The sequence below is a fragment of the Streptomyces sp. SM11 genome, from assembly GCF_002910905.1.
Lineage (GTDB): Bacteria > Actinomycetota > Actinomycetes > Streptomycetales > Streptomycetaceae > Streptomyces.
In genome coordinates, this window is sequence record NZ_NEUE01000018.1 from 1 (window position 1) to 17,820 (window position 17,820).

Sequence of the window (17,820 nt, forward strand, 5' to 3'; positions counted from 1 at the left end):
CGCCCCGCCGCCGTCCTCATCGAGGGGCCGCCCGAGGGCGACGCACTGCTGCCCCTCGCCGCCGACCCGCGGATGCGTCCTCCGGTCGCGCTTCTCGCGCACGCCGTGGACGACCCGGGGCGGGCCTCCTTCTGGCCGATGGCCGCGTTCTCGCCGGAGTGGGTGGCCATCCGCTGGGCTCTCGACCACGACGTCCCGGTCCGCTTCATCGACCTGCCCGCCGCCCACTCCCTCGCGCTCAAGGAACCCGCGCCGGGGCAGGGGAGCGACGCGGCGCCGGGGGAGCGGGCTGCGGACGGGGTCACGCCGGTCGTCGACCCGATCCGGGTGCTCGCTGAGACCGCCGGACACGACGACCCCGAACGCTGGTGGGAGGACGTCGTCGAGCACCGCGCACCCACCGGAGCAGCACCCACCGGAGCAACGCTCACCTGGGGAACGGCCGACGACGCGCTGGCGCCGTTCGTCGCGCTGGCGGAGGCCATGAGCGCTCTCCGCGAGACGTACGGCGACGGCGGGCAGCCCCGGGACGCGGTGCGCGAGGCGTACATGCGGATCCAGCTGCGTACCGCGCGCAAGGAGTTCGGGGACGACGTCGCGGTCGTGTGCGGCGCCTGGCACGTCCCCGCCCTCGCCGCGCGGACCACCCTCGCCGCCGACCGCGCCCTGCTCAAGGGCCTCCCGAAGGTCAGGACCGACCTGACCTGGGTGCCGTGGACCCACCGCCGCCTCGCCCGGCACAGCGGATACGGGGCCGGGATCGACTCACCCGGCTGGTACGGGCATCTCTTCGACGTGCCCGACCGGCCGATCGAGCGATGGATGACCAAGGTCGCCGGACTGCTGCGCGAGGAGGACCGGTTCGTCTCCACCGCCCATGTCATCGAGGCCGTCCGGCTCGCCGAGACCCTCGCCGCCCTCCGGGGCCGTCCGCTGGCCGGCCTGGGCGAGACGACCGACGCGGTGCGGGCCGTGATGTGCGAGGGGTCCGACGTTCCGCTCGTCCTCGTCCGGGACCGGCTGATCGTCGGCGAGACCCTCGGCGAGGTGCCGGACGCCGCACCGGCCGTCCCGCTGCAACGGGACCTGACCCGCAGTCAGCGGACCCTCCGGCTCAAACCGGAGGCGTCGGAACGCGAGCTGGACCTCGACCTGCGCAAGGAGACCGACGCCGCCCGCAGCCGCCTCCTGCACCGGCTGCGTCTCCTCGACATCGGCTGGGGCGACCCGGTCGCGGGGCGGGGCAGCACCGGCACCTTCCGGGAGAGCTGGCGGCTCAGCTGGGAACCGGAACTGCACGTCCGGGTCGCGGAGGCGGGCGTGTGGGGCACCACCGTGCTCACCGCCGCCACCGCGAAGGCCGAGTCGGAGGCCGTGGCGGCGACCGCTCTGGCCGACGTCACCGCACTCGCCGAACGCTGCCTCCTGGCCGGACTCCCCGACGCGCTGCCCGTCGTGATGAAGGCCCTCGCCGACCGGGCCGCCCTCGACGCGGACGTCGGCCACCTCGCGGACGCGCTGCCCGCCCTGGCCCGCTCCCTGCGGTACGGGGACGTGCGCTCCACGGACACGGCGGCGCTCGCGGAGGTCGCCGCCGGACTCGCCGAGCGGATCTGCGTCGGCCTGCCGCCCGCCTGCACCGGCCTCGACGCCGACGGGGCCGAGGCACTGCGCCGTCAGGTGGAGGCCGTGCACGGCGCGATCGGACTGCTGCTCGCCGGAACGGCCCCCGCCGAAGGGCTGCGGGAGCGCTGGGACGCCGTCCTGCACAAGCTGGCGGCCCGGGGCGCGGTCGCCGGAATCATCCGGGGCCGGGCCACCCGGCTGCTCCTGGACGAGGGACGGCTGGCGGAGGACGCGGCGGCCCGGCTGATGGGCCTGGCACTCTCGCCCGGCACCCCGCCCGCCGACGCCGCCGCCTGGATCGAGGGGTTCGTCGGCGGCGCCTCGGGCGGCGGCATGCTGCTGGTCCATGACGAGCGGCTGCTCGGCCTCGTCGACGCCTGGCTGACCGGTGTTCCCGCCGACCTGTTCACCGATGTGCTGCCGCTGCTGCGCCGCACGTTCTCCGCGTACGAACCCGGCGTACGGCGCACCCTGGGCGAGCTGGTCCGGCGTGGACCCGCTCCCGAGAGCGCCCGCCGGGACGACGCCGGCCGGGTGCCCGGAGGCTTCGGGCCCGGTCTCGACCGGGCCAGGGCCGACGCGGTGGAGCCGGTGCTGCGCCTGCTGCTCGGCCGCGGGACCGAGCCCGCGGAGGCCGCCGGATGACGACGACCACGACAACGGACCCGGACCAGACGGGCCCGGACCAGACGGGCCCGGACACGACGGACCCGGACACGACGGACCCGACGGGGGAGACGATGGAACGGACGACGACGGCACAGGCCTCGCAGGCCGTGCGGCCCACCGCCCCGCCCGAGCCCGATGCCGAACGGCTGCGGCGCTGGCGGATGGTGCTCGGCGCGGACAGCGCCGACAGCACCGGGTGCGCCCTCACCGGCCAGGACGCGGCGATGGACGATGCGTTGACCGTGCTGTACGGCGAGGGCGCCGGGAAGAAGCCCGGCGGCCGGGGCACCGGTGGCCGTTCGGCGGGACTCGGCGCGTCGGCACCATCCGTCGCCCGCTGGCTCGGCGACATCCGGACCTACTTCCCCGGCTCCGTGGTCCAGGTCATGCAGCGCGACGCGATCGACCGGCTCGGCCTGGCGGCCCTGCTCCTGGAGCCGGAGATGCTGGAGGCGGTCGAGGCGGACGTCCACCTCGTCGGCACCCTGCTCTCGCTCAACAAGGCGATGCCCGAGACGACGAAGGAGACCGCACGCGCCGTCGTCCGCAAGGTCGTCGAGGACCTGGAGAAGCGTCTGGAGAGCCGGACCAGGGCCACCCTGGCCGGCGCCCTGGACCGCTCGGCGCGGATCAGCCGGCCGCGCCACCGGGACATCGACTGGAACCGCACCATCCGGGCCAACCTCAAGAACTACCTCCCCGTCCCGGGAGGCGCGGAGGGGAGGGGCACGATCGTCCCAGAGCGCCTCGTCGGCCACGGCCGCGCCTCCCGGTCCGCCAGGAAGGACGTCGTCCTGTGCATCGACCAGTCGGGCTCGATGGCCGCGTCGGTCGTCCACGCCTCGGTCTTCGGCGCGGTGCTCGCCTCCATGCGCACCCTGTCGACCCGGCTCGTCGTCTTCGACACGGCGGTCGTCGACCTCACCGACCAGCTCGACGACCCGGTCGACGTCCTCTTCGGCACCCAGCTCGGCGGCGGCACCGACATCAACCGGGCGCTCGCCTACTGCCAGTCGAGGATCACCCGCCCCGCGGACACCGTCGTCGTCCTCATCAGCGACCTCTACGAGGGCGGCATACGCGACGAGATGCTCAAGCGGGTCGCCGCGATGAAGGCCTCAGGCGTGCAGTTCGTGGCGCTGCTCGCACTCTCCGACGAGGGAGCGCCCGCGTACGACCACGAGCACGCGGCGGCGCTCGGCGCGCTGGGCGCACCCGCGTTCGCCTGTACGCCGGATCTCTTCCCGGACGTCATGGCGGCGGCGATCGAGAAGAGGCCACTGCCCATACCGGACAAGGAGGCCCAACAGTAACCAGGGACTGGCGTGACCGGTCCTGGCCGGTGCGCATGAGTGGATGTCGGACCCGTTCATGTGTGCCGGGCGCATCCCGAACGGTTTCGAGTGCGCCGGGTCGCCGCTTTCGCGTCCCGTTCGGCGGCACGTCTCCGGGGGCGTGCCGGCCTCCTCAGGCCTCCGGCGAGCCCTGTCCGGGAGCCGGAGGGGCCACCCTCTGTGACCGTTATCACCGCTCAGGTGTGATCTGCGATTTAGGGTCACACGGAGCGCGGGGATAACCTGCCGGATGGACATGCCGCGTACTCGGACACCGTGTACGCCTCCCTAGTGACAGCGCAGTCACGTTGCCCTTCGCGGCACGCCCACGCAGAAGAACGAACCGCGATACCACTAAAAGGGACGGACGCGCGTGGACCTGTTCGAGTACCAGGCGAGGGACCTCTTCGCCAAGCACGGTGTACCGGTGCTGGCCGGTGAAGTCATCGACACGCCTGAGGCAGCCCGCGAGGCGACCGAGAAGCTGGGCGGCAAGTCTGTCGTCAAGGCGCAGGTGAAGGTCGGCGGCCGCGGCAAGGCCGGCGGCGTCAAGCTGGCAGCCGACCCCGACGAGGCGGTCGCCCGGGCGACCGACATTCTCGGCATGGACATCAAGGGCCACACGGTCCACAAGGTGATGATCGCCGAGCTGTCCCCGGAGATCGAGGCGGAGTACTACGTCTCGTACCTCCTCGACCGCACCAACCGCACCTTCCTGGCCATGGCCTCGGTGCAGGGCGGCATGGACATCGAGGAGGTCGCGGAGAAGACCCCCGAGGCCCTCGCGAAGGTCCCGGTCAACGCCGTCGACGGGGTCGACATCGTCAAGGCCCGCGAGATCGTGGCCCAGGCGAAGTTCCCGGCCGACGTGGCCGAGGGTGTCGCCGAAGCCCTGGTGACCCTGTGGGACACCTTCGTCGCCGAGGACGCCCTCCTCGTCGAGGTCAACCCGCTGGTGAAGACCAAGGACGGCCGCATCCTGGCCCTGGACGGCAAGGTGTCTCTCGACGAGAACGCCGACTTCCGCCAGCCGGGTCACGAGGCGCTCGAGGACAAGGCCGCAGCCGACCCGCTCGAGGCTGCCGCCAAGGCCAAGAACCTCAACTACGTCAAGCTCGACGGCGAGGTCGGCATCATCGGTAACGGTGCCGGTCTGGTCATGTCGACCCTGGACGTCGTCGCGTACGCCGGTGAGAACCACGGCAACGTGAAGCCCGCCAACTTCCTCGACATCGGTGGCGGCGCCTCCGCGGAGGTCATGGCGAACGGCCTGGAGATCATCCTCGGCGACCCGGACGTCACGTCCGTGTTCGTCAACGTCTTCGGTGGCATCACCGCCTGCGACGAGGTCGCCAACGGCATCGTGCAGGCGCTCGCGCTGCTCGAGTCCAAGGGCGAGAAGGTCGAGAAGCCGCTGGTCGTGCGTCTCGACGGCAACAACGCGGAGCTGGGTCGCAAGATCCTTTCCGATGCCAACCACCCGCTCGTGCAGCGCGTGGACACCATGGACGGCGCGGCCGACAAGGCCGCCGAGCTCGCCGCGGCTGCGAAGTAAGGAAGAGGGACTCAGACCACCATGGCTATCTTCCTCACCAAGGACAGCAAGGTCATCGTCCAGGGGATGACCGGCGCGACGGGCATGAAGCACACCAAGCTCATGCTCGCCGACGGCACCAACATCGTCGGCGGCGTGAACCCGCGCAAGGCCGGCACCTCCGTCGACTTCGACGGCACCGAGGTACCGGTCTTCGGCTCCGTCGCCGAGGCGATGGAGAAGACCGGCGCGAACGTGTCCGTCCTCTTCGTGCCGCCGGCCTTCTCGAAGGCCGCCGTCGTCGAGGCGATCGACGCCGAGATCCCGCTCGCCGTCGTGATCACCGAGGGCATCGCCGTCCACGACTCGGCCGCCTTCTGGGCGTACGCCGGTGCGAAGGGCAACAAGACCCGGATCATCGGCCCGAACTGCCCGGGTCTCATCACCCCCGGCCAGTCCAATGCCGGCATCATCCCGGGCGACATCACCAAGCCCGGCCGCATCGGTCTCGTGTCGAAGTCCGGCACGCTGACCTACCAGATGATGTACGAGCTCCGTGACATCGGCTTCTCCTCCGCCGTCGGCATCGGTGGCGACCCGATCATCGGCACCACGCACATCGACGCCCTCGCGGCGTTCGAGGCGGACCCGGACACCGACCTCATCGTGATGATCGGCGAGATCGGCGGCGACGCCGAGGAGCGTGCCGCCGACTTCATCGCGAAGAACGTCACCAAGCCGGTCGTCGGCTACGTCGCGGGCTTCACCGCCCCGGAGGGCAAGACCATGGGCCACGCCGGCGCCATCGTCTCCGGCTCCTCGGGCACCGCCCAGGCGAAGAAGGAGGCCCTTGAGGCCGCAGGCGTGAAGGTCGGCAAGACGCCGACCGAGACCGCCAAGCTGGCGCGCGAGATTCTCGGCGCCTGACGCAGGCAGTCAGGCCGCGGAGACACGCGGCGAACGGCGCGGGCCCGTACCCCTGAAGGACCCAGGGGGTGCGGGCCCGCGCCGTTCGTGTACGTACGTACGTGCCTGCCGCCGGGGCCACGGCTTACCGAAGCTGCGGAATCAGCCGCTCCGGGCCGTGTGCCAACTGCTCGCGCAGCGACTTCTGGAGCTTCAGGTCCTGCGCGGTGAGCTTCTGCGGACCACCGCGCGGCGGTACGCCCCCGACCCGCTCGGCGGGGGAGATCGGCTGCTCGTAGTGGGTGGGTGCGGTGTGCAGGGTCAGACCGGTCACGGCGATGAGGAGCGCGGCGCCCGCGATGACGGCCCGGGTCCACAGCCTGGCCCTGTTCTCGCTGCCGGAGCGCACGGTTCCGGCCGGCTGCGGTACGGGGACGTGCTCGGCGCGCGCGAGCCCGCCGAGCCGGTCGTGCAGCAGGGCCGACTGCTCGGCGGGCGAGCCGGCGGCCGCGAGTTCGGGGAGCCGCTCGGCGACGGCGGCGCGGGCGGTCAGCAGACGGCCCGCCGCCGCCGGGGTGCTGGCCTCCGTCTCGGCCGCGGTCTCCGGGAGGTCCAGGCCGACGCCGTCGTACAGGAGCAGCGTGCGCCGGTAGGCCGGGGGCAGATCGAGCAGCGCGTCGAACAGCGCCCGCTTGCCCGGCTCCGTGGGCGGGGCGTCGGGGTGCCGGTGCGCGCGGCGCAGCCGGTGCCAGGGGGACATCGCGTACTCGTACGCCGCCGCGCGCACCCAGCCGGCCGGGTCACGGTCGACGGCCACCTCGGGCCAGCGGTGCCAGGCCAGCTGGAAGGCGCGCTCGACGGACTCGCGGGCCAGGGTGCGGCGGCCGGCCATCAGATAGGTCTGCCGGACGAGGCCGGGGGCGGTGCGGGCGTACAGCTCGTCGAACGCCTCGGCGGGTGAGAGCCGCCGCTCGCCGGCGGCGTCCGCATCCGCGTATCCCACCGTCCCCACCGCGCTCGCATCCGTACCGGCGCCGTCCACGGGCGGGGTTTCCGGGGCGGCTCCGAGGGTGGCTCCCGGCCCCGCCGAGGCCGGAACCGTCGGAGGCGTCGGAGGCGCTGGGGGTGCCGAGGGCACTGGGGGTGCCGGGGGCGCCAGAGGTGTCGGAGGCGCCGTGGCGGGGGGCGTCTCCGGTTCGGACGCGATGAGCTTCGCGTACAGCGCGCGCCTGCGTCCGCGCGGGCTCGTGCGCCCCGTCTCCCAGGAGCGCACGGTGGCGCGCGTGACACCGACCGCCGCCGCGACCTGCTCCTCGCTCAGCGCTTTCGCCACGCGCAGTCTGCGGCGCTCCTTGGGGGAGGGCAGCGGCGGCACGGTGGCCTCGTCGGTCGTGCTCCGGGTCATGGGTGACCCCCGCCAGCGCCGCGCTGGGTGAAAAAGTACATAAACGTATATTGGGCGACACGGCGGCTGTCCGCGCGTTACCCGGGATAAGCGCGTGTCGTTGGCAGCATGGGCCGCGTGACCCAGATGACGCAACGCGGCCCGAAGGCGACGGCCGAGCGGAACCGCACCCTCGCCCTGGCCTCCGCCCTGGTGCGGGGCGCCGCCGCCGCCGGCCTCGGCCTCGGGGCGCTGACGGTGCTGGTCATGGTGGTGTGGATCAGCTCCCCGTTCCCGGACAGTGGACCGGGCGGGGCGCTGCGCGCGGCCGCCGGGGTCTGGCTGCTTGCCCACGGCGCCGGACTCGTACGCCCCGACACGCTGAGTGGCGTTCCCGCGCCCGTCGGCATGGTGCCGCTGCTGCTCGTGCTGGGCCCGGTCTGGCTGACGCACCGCGCGGCGCGTGATGCGGCGGAGCCGGAGGAGGGGCGGCCCAGGCCTTCGCAGGCAGGCGCGTTCTGCGCGGTGACCGCGGGATACCTGCTGGTGGTGGCCGGTGCGGCGGCCTATGCGCGGGGCGGCTCGCTGCGGGTGGACCCGGACACACTGGTGTTCCCGGTGGCGCTGGTGGTGGCCGGTGCGGCGGCGGCCGGGGTGTGGACGGCGGCCGGGCGGCCGTTCGGGCCCCTGCCGTCCTGGTCTCCCCTGGTGCTTCAGGAGGCGTTCGCGCGGACGCTCTTCCGCAACCGGTCCGGGACGGCGTGCCGGGCGGCCGCGGTGGGCGTGATGGTGCTGCTCGGGGGCGGTGGGCTGCTGGTCGCGGTGGCGCTCGGCCGGAACGCGGTGGCGGCCCAGGACGCGTTCCTGGCGCTCGCGGGCGACTGGCCGGGCCGGTTCGCCGTGCTCCTGCTGGCCGCCGCGCTCGTGCCGAACGCCGCGCTGTGGGGAGCCGCGTACGGGCTGGGCCCCGGCTTCTCGCTCGGTACGGGAGCCACCGCCACCCCGCTGGGCCTCGAAGGTGACCCGGCGGTGCCCCGCTTTCCCCTGCTGGCCGCTGTGCCGGACCAGGGGCCGGGCACCCTGCTGAACGGGGCGGTCCTGGCGGTGCCGGTGGCGGCCGCGCTGGCGGTCGCCTGGTTCACCGCCCGCAGGGCAGCGCCCGCCGACGCGCCCCGGGCACAGGCGTGGAGCCCACGAGAGACGGTGCTGGTGACCCTGCTCGCCGCGCTGGGGTGCGGCGTGGGAACGGCGCTGCTCACGGTGGTGGCCGGTGGGCCCCTCGGTACCGGGGCGCTGAGCGCGTTCGGCCCGGTGTGGTGGCTGACCGGCCCGGCGGCGCTGGCGTGGACCGCGGCCGTCGGCGTACCGGCGGCCCTGCTGCTGCGGTTGTGGCGACTGCGCACCCTGGGCTGGGCCTGGCGCGGGGACGTGGAGGTACCCGAAGCGGAGGAGCTCCCGGCGGCGGTCGAGGAGGAGCCGGCGGTCGTCGCGGGGCGTCCGCGTCGCTGGTGGACGCCGTGGCGTGGGCGGGGCGGCACGGAGGACGAGCCGGAGGGCGAGTCCGGCGATGCGGGGCCGGGTGGTTCCGCGGCCCCGGCCGCTCCGGGTGCTGTTCCGGCTTCCGGCCCGGCGCCCGAAGCGGCCTCCGGCGCGCTGCCGGGCCAGGGGGCGGGGCGGGGTGACGCGGGGTTCGAGCCGTACGACTTCCTCCCGGCCGCCCCCTGGCACGAGAAAGACTTCAGGGAGGCCCGTCGGGCCTCCCTGAAGCAGGGGTCCGGCGGACTGATGGCCGACTTCCCCGCCGCTTTCCCCGCCGATCTCGCCGCGGACCGTCCTGTGGCGGAGCCGGACGGCCCGGAGACTACTTCTTGACGCCGAAGAACGGCTCCAGCGGCTTCGGCAGCTGGTCGTTGCAGGCCACCGCGCCGGTCTTGGTCAGGGCGTCGTTCACGCAGGTGTAGTAGTCGCGGTAGACGAGCTGCACGGTGAACGTCGTCGCCACGATGAGCAGCGCCAGCAGGGCGGTCACCAGGCCGCTGACGGCCGCCGTGGTCTGCTGCCTGCTGCTGACGCCCTGCGGGGCGGCGGGCGCGGGCGCGGCGGGTGCGGCCCCGGAGACGTCGTCCGCCGTGGCTCCGGGGCTGGAAGCGGCCCCGGCCGCCCCCGTGCCGCCCGCCCCCGTGCGGTCGGTCGTGGAGGCGTTCTTCAGCGGGGTGCGGAGCGCGCTGATCGCCCAGTACGCCGAGAGCGCACCCAGCAGCAGGGCGAGCTCCGTGAACTCGAAGAGGGCGAAGAAGAAGGCCCACATGCCGCCGAGCACCGCGTAGCGGGCGCGCCGCTGTGCGGGGTCCGTGGGGTCCCAGCGTGGTCCGCCCGGCCCGCCGCGGTCGGTTCCGCCCTTGCCCCCGGGGCCGCCGGATCCGTTGCCCCCGGGGCCGCCGCCGAAGCCGCCGTTGCCCCGGCCGGGCTGCTTGCTGCTCCACTGGCTGCCCCACGACGGGCGGTCGCCGAAGGAGCCGTCGGCGTCGGACCCACCGTTCTCGCCCGGCCCGTCGGACCCGTTGGATCCGTCCGGCGCGGAGGGACGGCGCGGCTGCCACGGCTGGTCCGGACGGTCCGCGGGCGGCGCGGCGAACGGGTTGTCCTCCGGCGGCTTCCCGGCGGAGCCGGAGACCGGAGCGGATCCCGAGGAGGAACCGGTGGAGGAGGAACCCGGCGCGGAGGTCCCGGAGGAGGAGCCCCCCGAGGAAGAGGGGCCCGATGAGGAGGAGCCCGAGGTGGAGGAGCCCGGTGAAGAGGACTGGCGTTCCCGCATCAGCGGAGCGGACCGCTCGGGCAGGGGGAGGCGGAAGGCGGTGCTGCGGCGTCGGTCCGGCATGTGGTGAACGTCTTCCCCATCTCGTCATGTCCGCCCGGAGGACGGTTCGTCCGCCGGGAGGAGCCCGGTGGACGGTGAGCTGTCCCCTGACGCTACCTCCCGGTCACGCCCCCGTCCCGTGGGGGCCGTCGGGTGTGCCGGTATCGTTGCTGACGGTCGGCCCGTTCGTAGGGTTCCCCGTATCGGGCGAAGCGATACTTTCGTACGACCCTACAAAGAGCATGCCGCACCTGCGTCACCCCGCGGTCATCACGTGAGAAAGGGCCCCGACGTGGCCTCCCCGCCCCCCTCAGCCTCTCCTGCCAGGCTGGTCGTGCTGGTCTCCGGATCCGGTACGAATCTCCAGGCGCTCCTCGACGCCATCGACGACGACCCCGAGGGGTACGGAGCGCGGATCGTCGCGGTCGGCGCGGACCGCGACGGGACCGGTGGTCTGGAGCGTGCGGAGCGGGCCGGAATCCCCACGTTCGTGTGCAAGCTCAAGGGCCACGCGACGCGTGCGGAGTGGGACGGGGCGCTCGCCGCGGCCGTCGCCGAGCACCGTCCGGACCTCGTCGTCTCCGCCGGTTTCATGAAGATCGTGGGCCCCGCGTTCCTCGCCGCTTTCGGCGGCCGGTTCGTCAACACCCACCCCGCCCTGCTGCCCAGCTTCCCCGGCGCCCACGGAGTGCGTGACGCACTCGCGTACGGCGTCAAGGTCACGGGCTGCACCGTCCACTTCGTCGACGACGGCGTCGACACCGGTCCGATCATCGCGCAGGGCGTGGTCGAGGTGACCGAGGAGGACACCCCGGAGGGCGAAGCCGCCCTTCACGAACGCATCAAGGAAGTCGAGCGCTCGCTGCTCGTCGAGGCCGTGGGGCGGATCGCCCGTGACGGCTATCGCATTGAGGGACGAAAGGTTCATCTCGGTCATGTCGGTGAATAAGCCCATCCGCCGCGCCCTGGTCAGTGTCTACGACAAGACGGGGCTCGAAGACCTCGCCCGCGGTCTGCACGAGGCGGGCGTCGAACTCGTCTCCACCGGCTCCACCGCCGGAAGGATCGCCGCCGCCGGAGTTCCGGTCGCCAAGGTCGAGGAGCTCACCGGCTTCCCCGAGTGCCTGGACGGCCGCGTCAAGACGCTGCACCCCCGGGTGCACGCCGGCATCCTCGCCGACCTCCGCCTGGACGCCCACCGCGAGCAGCTCGCCGAGCTCGGCGTCGAGCCCTTCGACCTGGTCGTGGTGAACCTCTACCCGTTCAAGGAGACCGTCGCCTCGGGCGCCTCCGACGACGAGTGCGTCGAGCAGATCGACATCGGCGGCCCCTCGATGGTCCGCGCCGCCGCGAAGAACCACCCGTCGGTCGCCGTCGTCACCAGCCCCGGGCGGTACACCGACGTCCTCGCCGCGGTCAAGGACGGCGGCTTCGACCTCACCGCCCGCAAGCGGCTGGCCGCCGAGGCGTTCCAGCACACCGCGGCGTACGACGTGGCCGTTGCCTCCTGGTTCGTGGACGACTACGCGGCCGCCGACGACTCGGGCCTGCCCGAGTTCCTCGGCGACACCTTCACCCGCAAGAACGTCCTGCGCTACGGCGAGAACCCGCACCAGCCCGCCGCGCTCTACACCTCCGGCGACGGAGGTCTCGCCGAGGCGGAGCAGCTGCACGGCAAGGAGATGTCCTACAACAACTACACGGACACCGACGCCGCCCGCCGCGCCGCCTACGACCACGCCGAGCCGTGCGTCGCGATCATCAAGCACGCCAACCCGTGCGGCATCGCCATCGCCGACGACGTCGCCACCGCGCACCGCAACGCGCACGCCTGCGACCCGCTCTCCGCGTTCGGCGGCGTCATCGCCGTCAACCGGCCGGTGAGCGTCGAGATGGCCGAGCAGGTCGCGGAGATTTTCACCGAGGTCATCGTCGCCCCGGCCTACGAGGACGGTGCCGTCGAGGTGCTGGCCCGCAAGAAGAACATCCGTGTGCTGCGCGCCCCCGAGGCCCCGGCCACCGCGTTCGAGGTCAAGGCCATCGACGGCGGCGCGCTGCTCCAGGTCACCGACCGCCTCCAGGCGGACGGCGACGACCCGGCCAACTGGACCCTGGCCACCGGCGAGGCGCTCTCCGAGGCGGAGCTGAAGGAGCTGGCCTTCGCCTGGAAGGCATGTCGCGCGGTCAAGTCCAACGCGATCCTGCTCGCCAAGGACGGCGCCTCGGTCGGCGTCGGCATGGGCCAGGTCAACCGGGTCGACTCCGCGAGGCTCGCCGTCGAGCGGGCGGGCGAGGAGCGGGCAGCAGGCTCGTACGCCGCGTCCGACGCCTTCTTCCCGTTCCCCGACGGCCTGGAGATCCTCACGGCCGCCGGTATCAAGGCCGTCGCCCAGCCCGGCGGATCCGTCCGCGACGAGCTGGTGATCGAGGCCGCGAAGAAGGCGGACGTGACGATGTACCTCACCGGGACGCGCCACTTCTTCCACTGAGCAGCACCCGAGGCCGCACCTCCGGCAGGGGGGTGCGGCCTCGGCCGTGCCGGTGGTGTCCGTCGTGTATGTCGTACGGAATCCGCTCGCCGCTCTGTTCTAATGAACGCCCGTGGAAATCCCTAGCGGGGGCAGTCACCGTGCTTGAGCTGAACAAGAGTGGAACGGGCCGGTCGGAACCGGGACGCCTGCCCGCCCAGGGCCCGGGGCCGGACGCCGCCGCGCCGGACGCCCGTCCGGCCGGCGATGCGCCGCGTACGGGCGCTGCCGCTGCCGCCCGCGTACCCCTGCGCCCGTACCTCATCGCCGGCGCGATCCTTTGCGCGCTCTACTTCCTCTACTCGTACTTCCAGTACGCCCGTTTCGGCTCGCCCTCCTGGGACCTGGGGATCTTCGAGCAGGAGGTCAGGGCGTACGCCGGGTTCGACGCCCCGGTCGTCGACATCAAGGGGCCCGGTTATCTGATCCTCGGCGACCACTTCTCCCCGATCGTGGCGCTGCTGGCCCCGCTGTACTGGCTCTGGCCGTCGGCCGAGGCCCTGTTGTTCGCACAGGCCGCGCTGTTCGCGCTGGGGGCGGTCATCGTCGGCCGCACCACCCAGCAGCTCCTCGGCGGGCGCTCCGGGCTCTGCGTCACCGTCGCCTACGGGCTCTCCTGGGGAATCCAGGAAGCGGTGAAGGCCGACTTCCACGAGATCGCGTTCGCCGTACCGCTGCTGGCCCTCGTCTGCCGTGCCCTGCTCCTGCGGCGCTGGACGGCCGCCCTGCTGTGGTCGCTGCCCCTGGTCCTGGTCAAGGAGGACCTGGGCGCCACCGTGGCGGTCGTCGGCTTCCTGCTCTTCGTGTACGGCCGTCGGCTCCAGGGCGCGCTGCTCGCCGCGTTCGGGGTCGTGGCCTTCGTCGTCACCCTCGTGGTCCTCATCCCGGCGGCCAGCAGCGCGGGGACGTACGACTACTGGACGAAGATCGAAAAGGATGGTGAGCAGGACGTCTCGGTGCTGGACTCCGTCCTCGGCGTCCTCGACTCCTCCGTCAAGATCGAGATGCTGGTCTTCCTGATCGGCATCACCGCGTTCATGGCGCTGTGTTCACCGCTGACGCTGCTGATCATCCCCACGCTAGGCTGGCGGTTGCTCTCGCAGGACAGCAACCACTGGGGCATGGTCTGGCACTACAGCGCGATCCTCATGCCGGTGCTCTTCCTCGCGCTGGCCGACGGCGTCCGCCGCAGCCGCGACTCGCACCGCCCCTGGCTCGCCTCGTACGCGAAGGCCGCCGTGCCCGTCGCGGCCGCGATCGCCGTCGCGATGACCCAGCACCTGCCGCTGCGCGATCTGCTGCGCCCGGAGACCTACCGCACCGACAACGCCCGCAGCCAGGCGGCCCGGGCGGCGCTGGACGCCATCCCGGTCGGGTCGCGGGTCGAGACGGACATCACGCTGATGGCCCACCTCACCTCCGACCGCACCGTCTACTGGGTCGGCGGGGCCCCGGGCACCGCACCCGACATCGTCGCCATCAACCTGGACTTCGGCTGGTCCCGCCCGATCCAGGACCCGGTGGCGTACGCCCAGCAACTGCACCCCGAGGCGCGCTACCGGCTCAAGCACCGCGGCGGCAGCTTCGTGGTGATGGAGCGCACGACACCGGAGCCGGCGGAGATCCCGGGCGTACGGGGCGACTGACCGGGCCGCCGTCGCCGGACCTGCCGCGAGGGCCGCACCCGATCACGGGGTGCGGCCCTCGCGGCAGGTCCGGACAGGCGCGTCAGCCGGCCTTGACGACCACCGTCGAGCAGACCTTGTCCGCGAACGTCTGCTTCTTCTCGTCCCACAGCGGCCACAGGAAGCCGATGTAGCACGGCGAGTCGAGGATGTGGGCCAGGCGGCGGACGAAGGCCATGCCGAAGCCCAGCGGGCGGCCGTCGGCCTCGCGCAGCAGGCGGATGCCCACGGCCTTCTTGCCGATCGTCTGGCCGGTGGTGCCCTCCTGGTACAGCTGCCAGATGCCGAGGCCGAACGCCAGGAGGGCGCCGATCATGACCATCACGCCGCCGGCCGAGTCGCCCATGGCGCTGCCGATGGCGATGAAGACGATGTACGGGATGAAGATGATGAGCCCGTCGATGATGGTCCCACCGAACCGCAGACCCCAGTGGGCCAGCTCCGGCATGCCGCCGCCGTAGCCGGGCTGCTGCGGGTAGCCGTCGTAGGGCTGGCCGGGCTTCTGCTGCGGGTAACCGGGCTGCTGGGGGTACCCCGGCTGCTGCTGCGAATAGCCGTAGCCCTGCGGCGGGACACCCTGCGGAGCCTGCTGCGGGTAGCCGTAACCGGGCTGTCCCTGCGGCGGTCCCTGGGGCGGTCCCTGGGGAGGCTGGCCGGGCTGCTGCCCGTACGGGTTGTTCGGGTCGCCGAAGCTCATAAGGGGTGTTCCTTCAACAGACGTGTGGGGACGACATGGCCACACGGAGGAAGGACATCGGTCAGCGGCCCGCCCCCCGTACAACCGCGGACTTCATCGTTATGAGCGGAGTCCCTTTTTGTCCAGTCCGGAGCCCTGGAAGTTGTGCAAGTGCAATCTCCGGTACGGGGGTGGCACCGGCAATTGGTATGCGGGCGGGGTCATCCGCGAGGATGGGCCCATGACTGCCCAGATTCTCGATGGCAAGGCCACCGCTGCCGCGATCAAATCCGATCTGACCGTCCGTGTGGCGGCCCTCAAGGCGCAGGGGATCACTCCCGGCCTCGGAACCCTTCTCGTCGGGGACGACCCGGGCAGCCGGTGGTACGTCAACGGCAAGCACCGTGACTGCGCCCAGGTCGGCATCGGCTCCATCCAGCGCGAACTTCCCGACACCGCCACGCAGGAGGAGATCGAGGACGTCGTCCGGGAGCTCAACGCCAACCCCGAGTGCACCGGTTACATCGTCCAGCTGCCGCTGCCCAAGGGCATCGACACCAACCGGGTCCTGGAGCTGATGGACCCGGCGAAGGACGCCGACGGGCTGCACCCGATGAGCCTCGGCCGTCTCGTGCTCAACGAGACCGGCCCGCTGCCCTGCACCCCGCAGGGCGTCGTCCAGCTGCTGCGCGCGCACGGGGTGGGGATCAACGGGGCGCACGTCGTGGTCGTCGGACGCGGTGTCACCATCGGCCGGTCGATCCCGCTGCTGCTGACCCGTAAGTCGGAGAACGCCACGGTGACCCAGTGCCACACCGGCACCCGGGGCCTCGCCTCCCACCTGCGGCAGGCCGACATCATCGTCGCCGCCGCCGGGGTGCCGCACCTGATCAAGCCCGAGGACGTGAAGCCGGGCGCGGCCGTGCTCGATGTCGGCGTCAGCCGGGACGCGGACGGCAAGATCGTCGGCGATGTGCACCCGGGGGTCCGCGAGGTGGCCGCCTGGGTCGCCCCGAACCCCGGGGGCGTCGGTCCGATGACCCGTGCGCAGCTGCTGGTCAACGTTGTCGAGGCGGCCGAGCGGGCCGCCTCCGAGGTCGCCGACGCCGCCGCCGCGGGCTGACAGCCCGGATCCGGAGGAAACCCCATGGGTGCTGGTACGAGTCCGGCCGACCCCGCCTCCGCGGGCCGGGCGGCGGACGAGCAGGGCGAGCCGGAAGGGCAGGCCGGGCAGGCCGGGGCCGGCGTGCCGGACGAACCGGCCACGGACAAGGCCACGGACAAGGCCACGGACAAGGCCGAGACCGCCGGGCGGGACGCCGAGACCGCCGGGCGGGACGACACGACCGCCGGGCGGGACGACACGACCGCCGGGCGGCCCCGCCGGTCGCGGCGGTTCCCGCGGTTCACCCGGGACACCGCCCGGCCCGAGGGCGGCGGGCGGGCGGCGTCCGGTGGCTCGCCCGCCCCGGCCCGGCAGTGGCCGCTGCTCACCGTGCTCTGCGTGGCGGGCCTCGGCCTGCTGATCGTGGCCCTGGACCCGTTCCACGAGGCGTTCCGTATCGGCACCATCCTGATCGGCGGCGGGCTGATCGCCGGTGCCGCGCTGCGCTGGGTGGTGCCCTCGGTCGGGATGCTGGCGGTACGTTCCCGCTTCACCGACCTCGTCACGTACGGGCTGATGGGCACGCTGATCGTGCTCCTCGCGCTGGTCGCACAGCCCAGGCCGTGGCTGGACGTCCCGATCATCGAGGACGCGGTCCGCTTCACGGTCCGCTAGAGCGTTTCCCGGCCGACCGCGGTGTCCGTCCCCACCCCCGAGGGGGGACGGACACCACGGCGGAACGGGGCCACCGGGCAAGAAGCCCGGCATGCGGCGAGATGGGCGACCTTGCCCCGTCCCGACTCCAGCGTCGTGGACATGAAAGGCCGGAACAAGCGCTCACTGTGGCCTGTGGCACGGAAGTGACCATTCCGGCACGGTGTGATCGCCGCGCAACGATGGCAGACTGGCACGGCGCACAGAGCGGCACGGAGCAGGCAGAGCAGTGGACGGAACAGTGATCGGGGCGCGTGAAGTCACGCACCCCGTCCCGAATGCTCCCGTGCGCCCCCTTCAGGAACTGACAACCCGGTTCCGCACATCCTCGTGGATAGTCCAGCTGACGGTCCGGAACGGACGGACAGCGGGCGGACCGGGGGATGGGCGGGCCGGGGGACCGGCCGCAGCGGGGCACAGCAAGGACGTCCGGGGGACATGAGGGGGGAAACGCGATGCCTCGTTGGAAGGCACTGCCCGAAGAGCTCGACCCGCAGATCAGGGAGTTCGCCAGCCAGCTGCGCCGGCTCGTCGACCGCAGCGGGCTGAACATCAACGCGGTGGCCGACCGCACGGGTTACAGCAAGACGTCCTGGGAGCGGTATCTCAACGGGCGTCTGCTCGCCCCGCGCCGGGCCGTCGTCGCCCTCGCCGAGGTGACGGGCACCCCGCAGCACCACCTCACGACCATGTGGGAGCTGGCGGAGCGGGCCTGGAGCCGGGCCGAGATGCGCCACGACATGACGATGGAGGCCATCCGCATCACGCAGGCCCGGGCCGCGCTCGGCGAGCTCGGCACGGC

General features: G+C 72.7%; 14 protein-coding genes. 11 read left to right on the forward strand and 3 right to left on the reverse strand.

Going from position 1 to position 17,820, the window contains the following annotated elements; genetic code table 11:
• The 4 genes from B9S58_RS01190 to sucD all read left to right on the forward strand — a co-directional run.
• A partial coding sequence (locus tag B9S58_RS01190; protein WP_103530291.1) for a DUF5682 family protein occupies positions 1-2,271 on the forward strand: 2,271 nt, incomplete at its 5' end.
• Entirely contained in the window at positions 2,268-3,608 is a 1,341-nt protein-coding gene (locus B9S58_RS01195; protein ID WP_374935644.1) for a VWA domain-containing protein, read from the forward strand. The genes B9S58_RS01190 and B9S58_RS01195, both read left to right, overlap by 4 nt.
• A gap of 394 nt (positions 3,609-4,002) precedes the next feature.
• Positions 4,003-5,184: an ADP-forming succinate--CoA ligase subunit beta gene (sucC, locus tag B9S58_RS01200; protein ID WP_103530292.1), complete on the forward strand. Its 1,182-nt coding sequence runs from the start codon at positions 4,003-4,005 to the stop codon at positions 5,182-5,184.
• Between the two features lie 21 nt (positions 5,185-5,205).
• A complete protein-coding gene (gene sucD / locus B9S58_RS01205; RefSeq protein WP_103530293.1) occupies positions 5,206-6,090 on the forward strand; it encodes a succinate--CoA ligase subunit alpha in 885 nt (294 codons plus the stop codon).
• Between the two features lie 124 nt (positions 6,091-6,214).
• Here the strand turns inward: sucD and B9S58_RS01210 are convergent, their stop codons facing one another.
• Entirely contained in the window at positions 6,215-7,474 is a 1,260-nt protein-coding gene (locus tag B9S58_RS01210) for a helix-turn-helix domain-containing protein (protein WP_103530294.1), read from the reverse strand.
• Positions 7,475-7,600: 126 nt separating this feature from the next.
• Between B9S58_RS01210 and B9S58_RS01215 the strand changes: the two genes are divergently transcribed.
• Complete coding sequence (locus tag B9S58_RS01215) at positions 7,601-9,325, forward strand: DUF6350 family protein (RefSeq protein ID WP_103530303.1); 1,725 nt, start codon at positions 7,601-7,603, stop codon at positions 9,323-9,325.
• On the opposite strand, the gene B9S58_RS01220 is transcribed toward B9S58_RS01215, so the two are convergent.
• Entirely contained in the window at positions 9,315-10,331 is a 1,017-nt protein-coding gene (locus B9S58_RS01220; protein WP_103530295.1) for a hypothetical protein, read from the reverse strand. The genes B9S58_RS01215 and B9S58_RS01220 overlap by 11 nt on opposite strands.
• A gap of 271 nt (positions 10,332-10,602) precedes the next feature.
• Between B9S58_RS01220 and purN the strand changes: the two genes are divergently transcribed.
• The 3 genes from purN to B9S58_RS01235 all read left to right on the forward strand — a co-directional run bounded on the left by purN (position 10,603) and on the right by B9S58_RS01235 (position 14,484).
• Entirely contained in the window at positions 10,603-11,259 is a 657-nt protein-coding gene (gene purN, locus B9S58_RS01225) for a phosphoribosylglycinamide formyltransferase (protein ID WP_103530296.1), read from the forward strand.
• Positions 11,246-12,799, forward strand: coding sequence for a bifunctional phosphoribosylaminoimidazolecarboxamide formyltransferase/IMP cyclohydrolase (gene purH / locus B9S58_RS01230; RefSeq protein WP_103530297.1), 1,554 nt, complete (start codon positions 11,246-11,248; stop codon positions 12,797-12,799). The genes purN and purH overlap by 14 nt, the downstream gene beginning before the upstream one ends.
• 140 nt (positions 12,800-12,939) lie before the next feature.
• Positions 12,940-14,484: a DUF2079 domain-containing protein gene (locus B9S58_RS01235; protein WP_103530298.1), complete on the forward strand. Its 1,545-nt coding sequence runs from the start codon at positions 12,940-12,942 to the stop codon at positions 14,482-14,484.
• A gap of 82 nt (positions 14,485-14,566) precedes the next feature.
• Here the strand turns inward: B9S58_RS01235 and B9S58_RS01240 are convergent, their stop codons facing one another.
• Complete coding sequence (locus tag B9S58_RS01240) at positions 14,567-15,220, reverse strand: RDD family protein (protein WP_103530299.1); 654 nt, start codon at positions 15,218-15,220, stop codon at positions 14,567-14,569.
• Positions 15,221-15,440: 220 nt separating this feature from the next.
• Here B9S58_RS01240 and B9S58_RS01245 point away from each other — a divergent pair, with 220 nt between their 5' ends.
• From B9S58_RS01245 to B9S58_RS01255, 3 genes are all read left to right on the forward strand, one after another.
• Entirely contained in the window at positions 15,441-16,322 is an 882-nt protein-coding gene (locus B9S58_RS01245) for a bifunctional methylenetetrahydrofolate dehydrogenase/methenyltetrahydrofolate cyclohydrolase (protein WP_103530300.1), read from the forward strand.
• 24 nt (positions 16,323-16,346) lie between these two features.
• Positions 16,347-16,979, forward strand: a complete 633-nt coding sequence (locus B9S58_RS01250) for a DUF3017 domain-containing protein (protein ID WP_103530301.1) — start codon at positions 16,347-16,349, stop codon at positions 16,977-16,979.
• 494 nt (positions 16,980-17,473) lie between these two features.
• Positions 17,474-17,820, forward strand: a 347-nt coding sequence (locus tag B9S58_RS01255) for a helix-turn-helix transcriptional regulator (RefSeq protein ID WP_146063435.1), incomplete at its 3' end; no start/stop codon positions are given.